Origin of the sequence: Streptomyces sp. WY228 (genome assembly GCF_019287315.1) — a bacterium.
Lineage (GTDB): Bacteria > Actinomycetota > Actinomycetes > Streptomycetales > Streptomycetaceae > Streptomyces > Streptomyces caviscabies.
The window spans coordinates 6,037,795-6,054,273 of record NZ_CP079114.1 but is presented as its reverse complement, the minus strand read 5'-3'; the positions used below and the strand labels follow the sequence as shown (position 1 = coordinate 6,054,273).

The 16,479-nt window shown below is 72.3% G+C and carries 8 protein-coding genes, 1 tRNA gene and 1 pseudogene; 5 read left to right on the top strand and 5 right to left on the bottom strand.

The window, feature by feature from the left end; all coding sequences use genetic code 11:
- Positions 1-70: 70 nt before the first annotated feature.
- The 3 genes from KV381_RS26580 (at position 71) to KV381_RS26570 (ending at position 6,341) form a co-directional block, all read left to right on the top strand.
- A complete protein-coding gene (locus KV381_RS26580; RefSeq protein WP_218786569.1) occupies positions 71-2,002 on the top strand; it encodes an ABC transporter ATP-binding protein in 1,932 nt (643 codons plus the stop codon).
- Positions 1,999-3,882: an ABC transporter ATP-binding protein gene (locus tag KV381_RS26575; protein WP_218786568.1), complete on the top strand. Its 1,884-nt coding sequence runs from the start codon at positions 1,999-2,001 to the stop codon at positions 3,880-3,882. Before KV381_RS26580 ends, KV381_RS26575 begins: the two co-directional genes overlap by 4 nt.
- Before the next feature lie 191 nt (positions 3,883-4,073).
- A complete protein-coding gene (locus KV381_RS26570) occupies positions 4,074-6,341 on the top strand; it encodes a serine/threonine-protein kinase (RefSeq protein ID WP_218786567.1) in 2,268 nt (755 codons plus the stop codon).
- A 142-nt stretch (positions 6,342-6,483) separates the two neighbouring features.
- Here KV381_RS26570 and KV381_RS26565 read toward each other — a convergent pair whose 3' ends face one another.
- The 3 genes and pseudogenes from KV381_RS26565 to KV381_RS37125 form a co-directional block, all read right to left on the bottom strand.
- Positions 6,484-7,350: a TIGR03620 family F420-dependent LLM class oxidoreductase gene (locus tag KV381_RS26565; protein WP_218786566.1), complete on the bottom strand. Its 867-nt coding sequence runs from the start codon at positions 7,348-7,350 to the stop codon at positions 6,484-6,486.
- A gap of 126 nt (positions 7,351-7,476) precedes the next feature.
- Positions 7,477-7,596 (bottom strand) — tRNA-OTHER (locus KV381_RS26560).
- An 81-nt stretch (positions 7,597-7,677) separates the two neighbouring features.
- Positions 7,678-8,625 (bottom strand): annotated as a pseudogene (locus KV381_RS37125) (FAD-dependent oxidoreductase).
- 163 nt (positions 8,626-8,788) lie between these two features.
- On the opposite strand from KV381_RS37125, the gene KV381_RS26545 reads away from it, so the two are divergent.
- The gene (locus tag KV381_RS26545; protein WP_218786565.1) at positions 8,789-9,379 is read left to right on the top strand and encodes a TetR/AcrR family transcriptional regulator; all 591 of its coding nucleotides are present in this window, start codon (positions 8,789-8,791) and stop codon (positions 9,377-9,379) included.
- 383 nt (positions 9,380-9,762) lie between these two features.
- Positions 9,763-11,808, top strand: coding sequence for a M4 family metallopeptidase (locus KV381_RS26540; RefSeq protein WP_030626413.1), 2,046 nt, complete (start codon positions 9,763-9,765; stop codon positions 11,806-11,808).
- A gap of 75 nt (positions 11,809-11,883) precedes the next feature.
- On the opposite strand, the gene KV381_RS26535 is transcribed toward KV381_RS26540, so the two are convergent.
- Positions 11,884-13,110, bottom strand: coding sequence for an alginate lyase family protein (locus KV381_RS26535; RefSeq protein ID WP_030626411.1), 1,227 nt, complete (start codon positions 13,108-13,110; stop codon positions 11,884-11,886).
- A 259-nt stretch (positions 13,111-13,369) separates the two neighbouring features.
- A complete protein-coding gene (glgP, locus tag KV381_RS26530; protein ID WP_218786564.1) occupies positions 13,370-16,039 on the bottom strand; it encodes an alpha-glucan family phosphorylase in 2,670 nt (889 codons plus the stop codon).
- Positions 16,040-16,479 lie beyond the last annotated feature (440 nt).

Below are 16,479 nucleotides of genomic sequence, written 5' to 3'. Positions count from 1 at the left end.
GGGGAGGAGGGCTCGGTCCGGCCGAAATTGGGAGGACCGATGTCAGTGGTGAAACGTATGGTCGGCCCTGATGCCCGAAAAGCCTGCAGAGCGCACGGACCGGTCCGCCGTGCGCTCCCTCCTGCGCCTGTGGCCCTATGTCCGCCCCGTGCGGGTCCGCCTGTTCACGGCCGCCTTCGTGGCGATCGTGGCGTCCTCTCTGGGGCTGGTGATCCCCCTGGTCCTGAAGTGGATGGTGGACGGTCCCGTCGCCGACCGCGATCCGGGCGGGGTGTGGCTGGGGGCGCTGTATCTGCTGTTGCTGGGCATCGCGGAGGCGCTGCTGTTCGGGTTCCGGCGATGGCTGGTGGCACGTCCGCTGGCCGGGGTCGAGGCGTCGATGCGGGCGGACCTCTTCCGCCATCTGCAACGGCTTCCGGTCGCCTTCCACGACCGCTGGGCCTCGGGTCAGCTGCTGTCGCGCGGGACGACGGACCTGATGCTGCTGCGGATGTTCCTGGCGTTCCCGCTGACCTTCCTGATCGTCAACACGACGACGATCCTCCTCGGGTTCGTTCTTCTGTTCGCCCAGGACTGGACGCTCGGTCTGGTGCTGCTGGCGCCCGCGGTGCCGCTGATGATCCTGTGCTCGCTGTTCGAGACGAAGTACTCGGTGGTCGCGCGCCGGGCCCAGGACCAGGTCGGCGACCTCACCACGGTGGTCGAGGAGAGCGTGCTGGGCATCCGCATCGTCAAGGGCTTCGGCCGGCACCGCAGCCAGGCGCAGGCCTTCCGGGCGCTGTCGCACCGGCTGCGCACCACGGAGCTGGGCAAGGCCCGGCTGCTCGCCGGGATCTGGGCGCTGATCACCGCCATCCCGGAGCTGGCGATCGGCGCCGCGCTGGTCCTCGGCACGATCCAGGTGGCGGACGGATCGCTGTCGGCCGGCACGCTGGTGGCCTTCCTCTCCACCGCGCTCGCGCTGCGCTGGCCGGTGGAGTCGATCGGCTTCCTGCTGGCGATGAGCCAGGAGTCGGCGACCGCCACCGACCGGTACTTCGAGGTGATGGACGTCCCGGAGGAGCCCGGGGCCGTCGCCGTGCGCGAGGACGCGCCGGCCACCGCCGCCGGGATGGTGTTCGAGGGCGTCGAGTTCCGCTACCCGGACGCGGATCCGGGCTCGCCGCCGGTCCTCGCCGGGATCGATCTGCACATCCGGCCGGGCGAGACGCTGGCCCTCGTCGGGGGTACGGGGTCGGGCAAGACGACGCTGACCGCTCTGGTGCCCCGGCTGCACGAGGCGACCGGCGGGCGGATCACGCTGGACGGCGAGGACATCGCCACGATGGAGCGCTCGCGGCTGCGGGAGCTGGTGTCGGTGGCGTTCGAGGAGCCGACGCTGTTCTCCGCGACGGTCGGCGAGAACGTGACGATGGGCGCGGCGGGCGCGGACGAGGCGCAGGTGCGCCGGGCGCTGTCGGTGGCCCAGGCCGACTTCGTGCACGAGCTGCCGCACGGGCTGGACACCGAGGTCGGCGAGCAGGGCCTGAGCCTGTCCGGCGGCCAGCGCCAGCGTCTGGCGCTGGCCCGCGCCGTGGTCGGTGAGCCGCGCTTCCTGGTGCTGGACGACCCGCTCTCCGCGCTGGACGTGCACACGGAGACGCTGGTGGAGGCCGCGCTGCGGCAGGTCCTGGAGCGGACGACGGCGGTGGTCGTGGCGCACCGCCCGTCCACCGTGATGCTGGCCGACCGGGTGGCGCTGCTGTCGGGCGGCCGGATCGCCGCGGTCGGCACCCATCAGGAGCTGCTGCGCGACAACGCGGAGTACGCCTGGCTGATGTCGGGCGCCGAGCCCGGCGATCCGGCCCGTCCGCACGAGGGCGCCGGGCCCACCGGCACCGGGCACGAGGACCACCGGGGCACCGGCCACGAGGCCGGGCACGAGGACCGCCGGGGCGCCGGCGACGAGAATCACCGGGCCGCCGTCGGGCAGGTCCCCGCCGAGGAGGGCAGTGCCCGATGACCACGACCACCGACGACGCCTCACGTCCCGCGGCCGAGGACGACGGCCCGCGGAAGAAGAGCCCGCCCGCCCCCGAACGGCCCCTCTCCGACGACCCGTTCGACCAGGACGACCTGCCCGCTCCGCCCGGGGCCACGCGGTCGCTGCTGCTCTCGCTGCTGGCCCCGATGCGCGGCCGGGTCGCCGTGGCGGCCCTGCTCCTGCTGGTTCAGCAGGGTGCGATGCAGGCGGGCCCGCTGCTGGTGGCGTACGCGATCGACAGCGGGGTTCCGGCGTTCCGGGACCACGACTACGGCCCGCTGATCGCGGTCGCCGTCGGCTACGCGCTCTGCTCCGTCGGCGCGGGCGTCCTCCAGTACGGCTTCATCCGGGCCGCCGCACGGATCAACCAGGACGTGCTGCTCGATCTGCGCGGCCGGATCTTCCGGCACGCGCAGGCGCTCAGCGTCGACTTCCACGAGCGCTACACCTCGGGCCGGCTGATCTCGCGCTCCACGACCGATGTGGAGTCGTTGCGGGAGCTGCTGAGCGAGGGGCTCCAGGAACTGATCGGCGTGGTCCTGTCGTTCGTGTCGATCTCGCTGGTGCTGCTCTGGCTGGACCTGGGCATCGGCGCGATCGCCACGCTCTCCTTCGTACCGCTGTATCTGATGGTCCGGATGTACCGGCGGCGGGCGTCCGTCGCGTTCATGGCACGGTCGACGGCGATCGCGGCGGTGATCGTGAAGTTCGCGGAGACGATGAACGGCATCCGCCCGGTCCAGGCGTTCCGCCGGGAGCGGAGCAACGACGCCGCCTTCACCGAGCTGAACACCCGCCACGAGCGGTCGAACGGCGACGCGATCCTGGAGATGGCGCGCTATGTCGTCGGCTCGCGGCTGATCGCGAACACGGCGGTGGCCGGCATGGTGCTGTGGGGCGCCTACCGGGTGGCGGACGGCACGCTGGCGCTCGGTGTGCTGGCGGCGGCGGTGCTGTATCTGCGCCGGCTGTACGACCCGATCGACCGGCTGGGCATGTTCCTCAACTCCTACGAGTCGGCCGCGGCCTCACTGGCGAAGATCGCCGGTCTGCTGGCCCAGACGCCGAACGTCCCGGAGACCGACCACCCCAGGGAACTGCCGCCGCGCTCCGGCGACCTCCCGGGCCGGGAGGTCACGTTCGACGGGGTGCGGTTCGCCTACCGGACGGGCGGCGAGGTGCTGCCCACCTTCGACCTGCACATCCCGGCGGGCCGGACGGTGGCGGTCGTCGGCTCCACGGGCGCGGGCAAGTCGACGCTGGCCAAGCTGCTGGCCCGGTTCTACGACCCGACCGAAGGCCGGGTCCTGCTGGACGGCACGGACCTGCGCGACCTGGACACCGCCGAGCTGCGCCGGGGCGTGGTGATGGTGACGCAGGAGGCGTTCCTGTTCTCCGGAACGGTCGCGGAGAACATCGCGATCGGCCGCCCGGACGCCACCCGCGAGGAGATCGAGCACGCCGCGAAGGCGATCGGCGCGCACAACTTCATCGCCGCCCTGCCGGACGGCTACGACACCGACGTACGCAAGCGGGGCGGCCGGATCTCGGCGGGCCAGCGCCAGTTGGTGGCCTTCGCCCGTGCCCTGCTGGCGAACCCGTCGGTGCTGATCCTGGACGAGGCGACCAGCTCCCTGGACATCCCCGGCGAGCGGGCCGTGCAACGGGCCATGGACACGGTGCTGCACGGCCGCACGGCGGTGGTGATCGCCCACCGGCTCTCCACGGTGGAGATCGCGGACCGGGTGCTGGTGATGGAGCACGGCCGGATCGTGGAGGACGGCGCGCCGTCCGAACTGATCGGCGGTACGGGGCGGTTCGCGGGACTGCACCGGACGTGGAAGGACAGTCTGGCCTGAGCGGACCCGGCTGCGGGTTCGTGCTTCGGTGCGCACCGTTCCGGCGCGGCGAGACGGTCAGGACCTTCGTTTCCCTGGCCCGGAGCATGCCCGGAGGCCCCGTCGACGCCCCCTCTCCCGCCCCACCCGTTCTGGCATGATGCGCGCTGTCAAGTGCCCGGGAGGGCTGCGCCGTTGGCAGAGGAGGGGCCGTGTTCGACGGACTGGAGCCGGAGGACCCGCGACAGGTGGGGCGGTACCGGATCGTGGCGCGGATCGGCGCGGGCGGCATGGGGCAGGTGTACCTGGGACGTTCGCCCGGCGGCCGCCCGGTCGCGCTGAAGGTGGTACGTCCGGAGCTGGCCCGGGACATGGACTTCCGGCGCCGCTTCGTTCGTGAGGTGACGGCGGCCCGCAGGGTGAACGGGGCCTTCACCGCCGGGGTCGTCGACGCCGACCCCGACGGTTCCCCGGCCTGGCTGGCGACCGTCTACGTATCCGGTGTGTCGCTGGGCGAGGCGGTTGCCCAGCACGGGCCGTGGCAGGCCGAGCACGTGCTGGCACTCGGCGCCGGTCTGGCGGAGGCCCTGGAGGCGATCCACGCCGCCGGCGTCGTGCACCGCGATCTGAAACCCTCCAATGTCCTGCTGGCCCCCGACGGCCCCCGAGTGATCGACTTCGGCATTTCGACAGCGAGCGAGGCCAGCGCGCTGACCCACACCGGCACGACGATCGGCACGCCCGGATTCATGTCGCCGGAACAGCTCACCGGCAGGCCCGTCGGGCCCCCCAGCGACGTCTTCGCGCTCGGCGCGGTACTCGCCTACACCGCTGTCGGCGTCGGCCCGTTCGGCACGGGCACTCCTCACGCCCTGCACTTCCGGGCCGTGTACGAGGAGCCCGACCTCGACGCTCTTCCCCCGGAACTGCGCCGGACCGTGGCAGCCTGCTTGGCCAAGGAGCCCGACCAGCGGCCGACCCTGGCCGACCTGCTGCACCGCATGACCACCGCGGGCGAGCGGGCTACGGCCGAAGCGACGACCCTGCTCACGGAGCCCGGCTGGATGCCCGACGAGGTCGACCGGCTGGTCCGGGCGAAGGCCTCCACTCCGCTGCCCCGCAGTCCCGCCTTGCCGACCGCCCCTGCCGCAGCACCGACCCCCACCGCGCCGGATCTGCCCGCCGCACCGCACGGAGCCGCGCCCGAACCGCTGCAGACGCCTGCCGCGCCCGACACCCCTCCGGTCACCGCCCCGGCCCTGCACGACGAGCCCACCCGGACCGCCGGGCAGGCCGTGCACAGCCCCGTGTCCCCGCCGCCTCCCCTCTCCCGGCGCGGCGCCCTGTTCGCCCTGACGGGTACGGCAGCCGCCGCCGGGCTCGCCGTCGCGGTCTGGAAGACCGCCGACGGGCGTTCCGGCTCCGCCGGCTCGCCCTCCACCCTTCAGCCATCCGCACGGAAGCCGACCCGTACCGCCTCTCCGCCGGCCCCCCGCAAGCCCGGCGAGCAGCTCTGGTCCTTTCGGACCGACGCCGAGGTGAAGTCGCAGCCGACCGTCGCGAACGGCGTGGTCTACTTCGGCAGCAACGACAACCACGTGTACGCGCTGGACGCTGCCACGGGCAAGAAGCGCTGGTCCCTCGACACCGGCAATGTGGTCTACTCGGCATCGGTTGTCGTGGGCGGTCTCCTCTACGTGGGCACCTACCTCAACGGCCTGTACGCGGTGGACGCCGCCACCGGCAAGAAGCGCTGGGTCTTCGGCGACGGATCAGTATTCTGGTCGCCGGTCGTGGTCGACAACATCGTCTACGCCGGAAGCGGCGACGGGATCCTCTACGCGGTGGACGCGATAACAGGCAAGAAAAGATGGGACTTTCGCTGCCGCGAGAACGGCGATGTGACAAAGGCGCCGGTCGTGGTGCACGGCGTCGTGTACTTCGCCAGCGACGACAACCATCTCTACGCGCTGGACGCCAGGACGGGAAAACGACGTTGGGCCTTCCCCGTCCTCGACGGCGTGAACTCCGCCCCGGTCGTGGCCGACGGCCTGGTGTACGTCACCAGTGGTCGCTTGTACGCGGTGAATGCCGTGACCGGGAAGCAGCAGTGGTCCCGCACCGGTGCCAGATACAAGAAGGTAGGAGCCGGCAACCGCGCTCTCCTGGCGCCGACCGTGGCCGATGGCGTGGTGTACGTCGGCGACAGCATCGAGTACCTGTTCGCTCTGGACGCCGCGACAGGCAAGCAGCGCTGGGCTTTCGAAACCGAAAGCAGTATCTTCTCCGCCTCGGTCGTGGCGGACGGGGTGGTCTACGTGTGCAGTGAGGACAGTCATCTGTACGCGGTGGACGCGCGAACAGGGAAGAAGCGCTGGGCCTTTCGCACGGGCGCCGGCCTGGAGTCCTCTCCGACGGTGGCAGGCGATGCGATCTACGTGGGCAGCAAGGACCACGCTCTCTACGCCGTCCAGACATGACGCCGCCTCCTGATGCATGACCCGAGGAGCACTGCCCAGGGCCTGTCGTCACACTGCCGTCGTCGCCCGGCAGGCGGCAGGCGGCAGACGGCAGACGGCAGACGGCAGACGGCAGACGGCAGACGGCAGGCGACGACACGCCCTAGGCCGCGAGCAGTTGCGGGGCGAGGTCGCGCCATGCCTGGCGGGCGAAGGCGCCGAAGGTGTCGGTGACCACCTGGACGGCGATGTGATCGGCTCCGGCCCGGTGGTGCTCGGTGAGCCGATCGGCGATCTCGTCCGGTCCGCCCCAGGCGAACAGCTCGTCGATCAGCCGGTCGCTGCCGCCGCCGGACAGGTCCTCGACCGCGAAACCCCCGCGCAGCCACGCCGACCGGTAGTTGCGCAGCCCGAGGTAGGGGGCGAGCATGGTCCGGGCCGTGGCGCGGGCCTTCTCGGCGTCGAGGTGCGGGATGACGGTCTGTTCCAGCGCCGGCAAGGGCCCTTCTCCCAGCATCGACCTGGCCCAGGCGGTATGGGCGGGGCCGACGAGGTAGGGGTGCACTCCCGTGGTCCTGGCTGCTGCCAGCCGGGTCATCTGCGGCCCGTGCGCACCGATGATGCGCGCGGTCGACGGCAGTGGCGGATCCGCCGCGTCCAGTGCCTCCAGGTAGGAGCGCAGCGCGTGGTACGGCTCGTGGTACCGGCCGGCGATCTCGGCATGGCTGACGCCCAGGCCCACCAAGAGCCGGTTCCGTTGCCGTTCCGGCAAGGCGTGGTAGGCGGCGGCGAGTTGGCCGGGGGGCCTGTCCCAGATGGACACGCACCCGGTCGCGACGGTGATCCGGCTCGTCGCCGACAGGACCGCCGAAGCCGTGAGCAGGTCCGCGCGCGGGTTGCCGCCCGGGCTGCCGCCGAGCCAGATGGCGCCGTATCCGAGCTCTTCCAGCTCGGTCGCGGCGTCCCGCGCCTCGGCGCGGTCCCCGTGCGTGAACGCCAGGCTCCAGATACCGATCGTCCCGAGCTGCACGGCGAAGCCTTCCTGAGGGTGGAAGCTCCGTTGTAGCGGTGCGGGCGGGACCTGTCGCCCGGAAGGCTCCGTCCTGTCCGGAAGCCGGTCGTCGGCGTCCGGTCACTCCGCCTTGACAGCCGGGTGCGATGCCGACGGGATTCGAACCCGCGGACGAGACGGGACAGGTCCGCCCCTGCCTCATCGAGTCGCCGCGCGGAGGACCTTCCCCGCGGCGATCGCCTTGGACCGCTCGGCCACGGCACCGCACCCTGCGGGACCGCGCGGTCCCGGTCCGCCGATCGTAGGGTGCGCGCCCGCGCTCGGGCGACCGTATTCGCGCCCGCCTCACCCCGGCAGCAGCCGCACCGCCCCATCGCGCAGCCGGGTGCGTTCCGTGCTCATGAAACGGTGCAGGGTCCGGGAGGCGAAGGCGGTCCGCTGGGCGCTGCGGCGGCGTTCACGGTCGTAGGCGCGCAGGGCTCCGGTGACGCCCGCCGGGCCCGGGGGTGCGGCGGCGAGCGCGCGGGTCAGGGCGTCCGCGTCCAGGATCGCGGTGCAGGCGCCCTGGCCCAGGTTGGGCGTCATGGCGTGGGCCGCGTCGCCGACCAGGGCGACGGGGGCCGCCGATGAGTCGGGCCCGGCGGCGGAGGGCCCGGCGGCGGAGGGCCCGGCGGCGGAGGGCCCGGCGGCGGAGGGCCCGGCGGCGGACGGGGCGTGGCGGGCGTCCACAGATACGAAAGTCGGCAGTGCCGGGTACAGGTGGCGCATCTCGTAGCGGATCCAGGCCGCCGGATCGGTGGCGTCCAGGATGCGCGGGATCGGGTCGTGCCAGCCGGCGAAGAGGCCGCGCAGTTCCTCGGCGGTGGTGGCCTCGGGGGCGGTGGCGTACCAGTTGGTGCGGGCCCTGCGGCGCCGACCGGGTCAGCGCGAAGAAGCGGCTCGCCGCCGGCGCACGGCGTGCTCGCCGCCGCAGCCGGGTCGGTGCCGAAGGTCGCGCGAATGCCGCAGTCCAGCAGGGCGACGGCCCGCCTTGCGTTCGATGCGTTCCAGCGGGAGGCGGGCGATCGGCGTTCCGTCCGGGGTGCGGATGTGCGCGTCGCGGTAGGGGACGGCGTGGTCGCGCAGCGCGTCGCCGACGCCGAGCCGGTCGAGCGCGGACTGTGCGGTGGGGTGGATGCCGAAGGCCGCACCGTACCGCTCCAGTTCGGTGCGCCGCTCCAGCACGGTCACGCTCCAGCCCGCGCGGCGGAGTCCGATCGCGGTCGCCAGTCCGCCGATGCCCGCGCCGACCACGGTCGCCGTTCCCGTCATGTCGCACTCCCGAAGCTCGTCCGGCCGGTGCAGAAAAACCACCACATCCGTGGTACCACGCTTGGGGTAACATCGGCAAGGGCGGAGGCCGGGGGCGACAGCGGTCCGGGAATGACGGCAGCGGTACGGGAGTGAGGGAGCGCGCGTGAATCCGGACCGGCGGGACCGGCTGCGGGACGCGGCGATCGAGGTGCTGGCCCGGGACGGCGGGCGCGGCCTGACCCACCGGGCCGTGGACCGGGCCGCCGAGGTGCCGCCCGGCACCACCAAGAACTACTTCCCGACCCGCGACGCGGTGCTCCGCGCGGTGGCGGAGCGCTGCCTGGAGCAGTACGTCGCACTCACCGCGCAGCTGGCCGCCCACCCGGGGCCGGCGGACCGCGAGGGCCTGACCGCCCTCTTCCGCTCGCTCCTGGAGAACGTCGCGGGGCCCGGCCGCGCCCGTCTCCTCGCGGTGCTGGAGCTCCAGGCCGAGGCGACCCGGCGGCCCTGGCTCTCCGGCATCCTCGACCCGATGGCCACCGGCGACTTCGCGGGCTTCGAGGCGGCCCAGCGCGCCGCCGGGCTGCCCGTCACCCCGCAGCGGGCCGCCGTCGTCACCCTCGCCCTGCACGCGGCGGTCCCGCATCTGCTGACGAACGGCCCCGGCACCCTCGCGGCGGCGGGACTCGACGACCTCGACCGCTTCGTGCGCGACCTCCTGGACGCGGTCTACCCGCCGGACGCGACCGCCTGAGCTCCGCCCCGCGCCGGGCCGCATCCTGACGGACCGGCGCATTCCGGCGTGCGGATCTGGCCAGAATCCGACGTCGTCTCATCAGGCGGTCATCACGCCACTTCCCGCCCGCGCCCGCGCGGTGCCCGTCGCGCGCGAAACCTGTGACCACCCTGTGAATACCGGTCTCCACAACGCCCGGTAACACTGCGGCAATGATCGGCGAAACGTCCGCTTAACGAACATGACCTTTCCGGCAACGAACGAAAACCGGCCAAGTTATTGACGCGCTCCTGACAGACACGGTCATCTGCTGACACTCTTCACCCCGTTCTGCGCACCGCCTGCACCGTCCGGACGGCCCGTCCAGCGCCGCCGGTACCCCCCTCGCAGAAGGAGTCCGCGTGAGATCCACGCCCAGCCGTCGCGCCACCGCGACCGGCGCTCTGATAGCCGCAGCAGCCCTCATAGCCGTCGCCGTTCCGTCCGGCGCCGCCACCGCCACCTCCGCGCCCGCCTCGGCCCCGCTCGGCGGCATCACCGCCGGCACCAAGGCCGACCCGGGCGCCCTGCCCGCCAAGCTCTCGCCCGCCCAGCGCGCCGAGCTGCTCAGCGAGGCGAACGCCACCAAGGCGGCCACCGCCAAGGAACTCGGCCTCGGGTCCACCGAGAAGCTCGTGGTCCGCGATGTCGTCCAGGACCGCGACGGCACGACGCACACCCGCTACGAGCGCACGCTGGACGGCCTCCCCGTCCTCGGCGGCGACCTCGTGGTCAAGGAGTCCGCGGCCGGGCGGACCGAGGGCGTCAGCAAGGCGTCGAAGGCGACCAGCGCGCAGCTGAAGGCCGTCGGCCTCACCGCCGACGTGGCCCCGGCAGCGGCCGAGAAGCAGGCGCTCGGCGCGGCCAAGGCCGAGGGGTCGAAGGCCGAGAAGGCGGAGAACGCCCCGCGCAAGGTGGTGTGGCTGGGCAGCGGCGCGCCGCAGCTCGCGTACGAGACCGTGGTCGGCGGGCTCCAGCACGACGGCACCCCGAACGAGCTGCACGTGCTCACGGACGCCACCACGGGCGAGAAGCTCTACGAGTGGCAGGCCGTCCACAACGGCACCGGCAACACGCAGTACAACGGCCAGGTCACCCTGGGCACCGCGCCCTCGTACACCCTGACCGACACCACGCGCGGCAACCACAAGACGTACAACCTGAACCGGGGCAGCTCGGGCACCGGCACCCTGTTCTCCGGCCCGGACGACATCTGGGGCGACGGCACTCCGCAGAACGCCGAGACGGCCGGCGCGGACGCCCACTACGGCGCCGCCGAGACCTGGGACTACTACAAGAACGTGCACGGCCGCTCCGGCATCCGCGGTGACGGCGTCGGCGCGTACTCCCGCGTCCACTACGGCAACAACTACGTCAACGCGTTCTGGCAGGACAGCTGCTTCTGCATGACGTACGGCGACGGTAGCGGCAACGTCAAGCCGCTGACCTCCCTGGACGTGGCCGCCCACGAGATGACGCACGGTCTGACCTCGGTCACGGCCAAGCTCGTCTACAGCGGCGAGTCCGGCGGTCTCAACGAGGCCACCTCCGACATCTTCGCCGCGGGCGTGGAGTTCTACTCCAACACCAGCGAGGACCCGGGCGACTACCTGGTCGGCGAGAAGATCGACATCAACGGCGACGGCACGCCGCTGCGCTACATGGACAAGCCCTCCAAGGACGGCGCGTCCAAGGACTACTGGTACTCGGGCATCGGCAACGTCGACGTCCACTACTCCTCGGGCCCGGCGAACCACTGGTTCTACCTGCTCTCCGAGGGCAGCGGCGCCAAGACCGTCAACGGCGTGAACTACGACTCGCCGACCTCCGACGGCCTCCCGGTGACCGGCATCGGCCGGGACAAGGCGCTGCAGATCTGGTTCAAGGCGCTCACCACCAAGTTCACCTCGACGACGAACTACGCCGCCGCTCGCACCGGCACGCTCGCGGTCGCCAGTGAGCTGTACGGGGCCACCAGCCCCGAGTACGCGGCCGTGGCCCACGCCTGGGCCGGCATCAACGTGGGCGCCCGCCCCGGCGGCGGCGACCCCGACCCGGGCGGCAAGGTGTTCGAGAACACCACCGTGGTGAACATCCCGGACGCCGGTGCGGCCGTCACCAGCTCGGTCACCGTCTCCGGCGTGGCCGGCAACGCGCCGAGCGCCCTCAAGGTCGGCGTGGACATCACGCACACCTGGCGCGGTGACCTGGTCGTCGACCTGGTGGCCCCGGACGGCACCAACTACCGGCTGAAGAACCGCTCCTCCGGCGACTCCGCGGACAACGTGGTGGAGACCTACACGGTCAACGCCTCGTCCGAGGTGGCCAACGGGGTCTGGAAGCTGAAGGTCCAGGACCTCGCACGGCAGGACACCGGGCGGATCAACAGCTTCAAGCTCACCTTCTGATCCACGCGCACCGCACCGAACGGCCCGGGAGGGGTTCCGCCCCCTCCCGGGCCGTTCGTCATGACACCCCCCGGGTCAGGCGGGGTTGTTCGCGTGGGTCAGGGTCTCCCAGGCGACGAAGAGGTTGTTGGATCCGGCGGGCCGCTGCCGCTCGGTCAGCGTCTGCGTGTTGGTCATCGCGTAGCCGAGCCGGTTGGCGAGCGCGTTGAAGCCGACCTCGGTGACCGGCCCGAGGTGGTCCTTGAGCGAGCCGCCGCACAGCGAGGACGGCACGGGCGTGCCCAGCTGGTGCTTGGAGTGCAGCCCCATCGCGTGCCGCAGCCGGTCGGCGACCTCCGGGTAGAGGTCCTGGCCCTGGATGCGGCTGGTCTCGGCGATGTGGGAGATGGCGGAGATGCCGTAGCCGGTGTGGGTCAGATCGCGGCAGGTCTCCTGGGAGAGCCCGTCCATGAAGGTGGACTGGCCCTGCCAGTAGTTGATGACTTTGGCCCGGGTGTCGAGACCGCTGCCCGGTGCGACCTTGGGCAGTGAGCCGTCGGCGGTCACATAGATGTACGCGGGGACACGTCCGCGGAACTTGCCCACGGCCCTGTCGTACGCGGCGCGGTCCTCCAGGAAGACCGCGATGCCGATCGCCGCCTCGGTCATCGACAGCTCCCAGTTGCCGTTGGAGTGGGAGCCGCCCGCGACCTTCGGCAGGTAGACGTTACGGAGCATGGTGCCGAAGCGGCCGGAGTTCGGCCAGCTGCTGTAGGTGTACTTGATGATCTCGGCGGCCCTCGGCCAGGAGGAGCCGGCCCAGCCGGTCTGGAGCGGGGCGTTGCTGTTGGTGTGGTCCTTGATCACGGCCGACCAGGCGTCCATGATCTCGATGGCCTTCTGCGCGTACCGGCTGTCCTGGGTGAGGTACCAGGCGAGCGAGAGCGTGTACGCGGCGATGGCGTCCTCGCGCTCGTCCGTGCAGCCGTAGTTGGGGTTGGAGTACGAGCCGCACTCGACGATCGCGCGGGGTTTGGCGGTGCGGGTCAGCGAGGCGTACTTGCTGCCCATCATCTGGTCGTAGGCGCTCTTCCAGGGCTGCGCGCCCGCCTGCACCCGGCCCCGGACGAAGTCCAGTTGGGGGCGGCTGACGAGTACGCCGGGGTGGGTGAAGTCCGCCGGGGCGGCGGCCGTGACGGGGGCCGCCGCGGGCGCCTTCGCCGGGGATCTCTCCGCGAGGGCCGGTGCGGCGAGGGCCGTGGTGAGCAGCGCGGCCAGGGCGGCGGCGGTGCCGAGGACGCGGGGGATGGTGCCGGTGCGCATGTGGGGTGCCTTCCGGTGCGGTGACGGTTCGACGGCCCGACCCGACAAGGGTGGTGATGGGAGGTCACCGGAGTTCACGAGGTTCAAGGATGTGAACTCTGGGCCGCATGGTGAACCCTGCGATGAGTCAGGAACGTAAAGCCATTCCATGGACACGTCAAGGTTCTGCGTTCACTGCACGAAGGGAACCGCTCGCCGCACACACAGGGGCCCGGCACCGCACGGGTGCCGGGCCCCTCGGGTCGGCCGGGGCGCGCGCTCAGCGCAGCAGCACGCCCGCGCCCTCCCCCGCCGCCTCGGCCGGCAGCGCGACCAGGCCCATCTCGGCGCTCGTGGCCAGCAGCGGATGGGCGGGCAGTACGCGCACGGTGTAGCCGTACGGTCCCGTCCGGTCCAGGGCGAGCGGACCCTCGTAGAGCCAGCGGTCCTCCAGGTCCTGACCGCCCGCCGGCTTCAGCGGGAAGGTCTGGGCGTCGGCGATGGCGTCACCGGAGTCGACCCGGCCCGCGACCACCTGGACCTCCACGTCGTCCGGCTCCAGACCGCCGAGCGCGATCCGCGCCCGCAGCGCCAGGGTGGCGCCGAGCTCCGCCGAGCCGCCCGCCGCGGTGTCGGTGACCGACTCCACATGGTCGACGGCGACATCCGGCCAGGCCGCCCGGACCCCGGCCTTCCACCGGGCGAGCTCCCGCGCGGCCCCGGGCTCCAGGGCCCGGCGGGCCCGCGCGGCGGGGGCGTACAGGCGCTCGGTGTACTCGCGCACCATCCGCCCCGCCAGCACCCGCGGACCGAGATTGACCAGGGTGGAGCGGACCATCTCGATCCAGCGGTCCGGCAGCCCCTGCGCACCCCGGTCGTAGAAGCGCGGGGCCACCCGGTCCTCGATCAGGGCGTACAGGGCGTTGGACTCCAGCTCGTCGCGGCGGTCCTCGTCGACCGCGGAGCCGTCGGCGGTGGGAATCTCCCAGCCGAAGTCCGGGTCGAACCACTCGTCCCACCAGCCGTCGCGCACCGACAGGTTGAGGCAGCCGTTCAGGGCCGCCTTCATCCCGCTCGTGCCGCACGCCTCCAGCGGGCGCAGCGGGTTGTTGAGCCAGACGTCGCAGCCCGGGTAGAGCTTCTGCGCCATGCCCATGCCATAGTCCGAGAGGAAGACGATGCGGTGGCGCACCCGCGGGTCGTCCGCGAACCGGACCAGCTCCTGGACCAGCCGCTTGCCGCCGTCGTCGGCCGGGTGGGCCTTGCCCGCGACGACGATCTGGATCGGGTGCGTCGGGTGGAGCAGCAGCTCCCGCAGCCGGTCGCGGTCGCGCAGCATCAGCGTGAGCCGCTTGTACGAGGGGACGCGCCGGGCGAAGCCGATGGTCAGGACGTCCGGGTCGAGGACGCCGTCGATCCAGCCCAGCTCGGCGGTGCCCGCGCCGCGCCTGCGCCAGGAGGCGTAGAGCCGGCGGCGGACCTCGGTGACCAGCTGGCCGCGCAGATCCCGGCGCAGGTCCCAGATCTCCTGGTCGCCGATGCCGGTCACCGCGTCCCAGCGGCGGGGTGTGCCGGTGTGCGAGGAGGTCTCGTCGGCCACCGGGCCGCCCGCCAGCACCTGGTGGGCGCGGCCCTCGCCGACCTGGCCCGCGCCGAGCCGGAACACCTCGGGAGCGACCCAGGTCGGGGCGTGGACGCCGTTGGTGACGGAGGTGATCGGCACCTCGGCGGGGTCGAAGCCCGGCCAGAGCCCGGAGAACATCTCCCGGCTGACGGCCCCGTGCAGGGTGGAGACGCCGTTGGCGCGCTGGGCGAGCCGGAGGCCCATCACCGCCATGTTGAACAGCTCCGGCTCACCGCCGGGGTAGGTCTCGGTGCCGAGCCGCAGGATCTTCTCGACGGGTACGCCGGACAGCTCGCCGTCGTCGCCGAAGTGGCGGGCGATCAGCTGCCGGTCGAAACGGTCTATCCCGGCGGGCACCGGGGTGTGGGTGGTGAAGACGGTCCCGGCCCGCACCACTTCGAGGGCGGCGTCGAAGTCGAGCCCGGTGGGGATGAGTTCGCGGATGCGCTCCAGTCCGAGGAAGCCGGCGTGGCCCTCGTTGGTGTGGAACACCTCCGGCTCCGGGGTGCCGGTCAGCCGGCACCAGGTGCGCACCGCGCGCACCCCGCCGATGCCGAGCAGCATCTCCTGGAGGAGGCGGTGGTCGCTGCCGCCGCCGTAGAGCCGGTCGGTGACGTCGCGTTCGCCCGGCGCGTTCTCCTCGACGTCGGAGTCGAGCAGGAGCAGCGGTACGCGGCCGACCCGGGCCAGCCAGATGCACGCGTGCAGCGAGCGTCCGCCGGGCAGGGCGAGCACCACCCGGGCGGGGGTGCCGTCGGTCTCGCGGACCAGGTCGAGCGGGAGTTCGTTGGGGTCGAGGACGGGATAGTGCTCCTGCTGCCAGCCGTCGCGCGAGAGGGTCTGGCGGAAGTAGCCGTGGCGGTAGAGCAGCCCGACGCCGATGAGCGGGACGCCGAGGTCGCTGGCGGCCTTGAGGTGGTCGCCGGCCAGGATGCCGAGACCGCCGCTGTACTGGGGCAGGGCGGCGGTGACGCCGAATTCGGGTGAGAAGTAGGCGACGGCGGAGGGGAGTTCGGCTCCGGCGGCCCGCTGTTCCTGGTACCAGCGGGGGCCCTGGAGATACTCGGCCAGGTCGGCGGAGGCCTCGGCGAGGCGGGTGAGGTACGCCTCGTCCCCGGCCAGTTCGGTGAGCCGCCCGGCGGACAGCGCCCCGAGCAGCCGTACGGGGTCGGCGTCCGCGGGCCGCCAGCCCTCGGGGTCGGCGGACCGGAAGAGCTCACGGGTCTCGGTGTGCCACGACCAGCGCAGGTTGCGCGCGAGGTCGTGGAGGGGTCGGAGGGGTTCGGGGAGGACAGGACGCACGGTGAATCGACGAATGGCCTTCACGTACTCCACCTTTACAGGGGACTTGCGCATCCGAGCGGACGCACCACGGTGTGCGTCCCTTCCGTCACCCCTGACGGTAGCGGCCGTCCGTGGCGGGCTGCCACGGCGCGCGGACGGCGCACCAGGTCCGCGGATGATCGCCGCGCGCCGCCCCGTGAGCACTCCGCGGGCGCTTCACAGACACCTCATCCACCTCGCCCGTGATCCCCCGCCACACCGCTCACCTGGTGGTTTGGCCGATTTCTCCCCCGTACGCAGCCTTGTGGACCTCACCGGCACAGGGAAGGCTGCCGTGTGGCGCCGCAGAACGGGTATCCGGAACCTGTGGGGGCGCCTCGGGTTCCCGCGCCCACCGGGGCGTGCGCGCCGCGCGCGGCGGTTCCCGAGCGGTTGGCTACGACCGAGTAGTTAACACAGCGCCGGATTTCCCCCCGGCGGAC

Bases quoted from the DNA above. Each gene is read 5' to 3' on its own strand.
- KV381_RS26580 (WP_218786569.1), top strand. From the start codon at position 71: ATGCCCGAAAAGCCTGCAGAGCGCACGGACCGGTCCGCCGTGCGCTCC.
- KV381_RS26575 (WP_218786568.1), top strand. From the start codon at position 1,999: ATGACCACGACCACCGACGACGCCTCACGTCCCGCGGCCGAGGACGAC.
- KV381_RS26535 (WP_030626411.1), bottom strand. From the start codon at position 13,110: ATGCGCACCGGCACCATCCCCCGCGTCCTCGGCACCGCCGCCGCCCTG.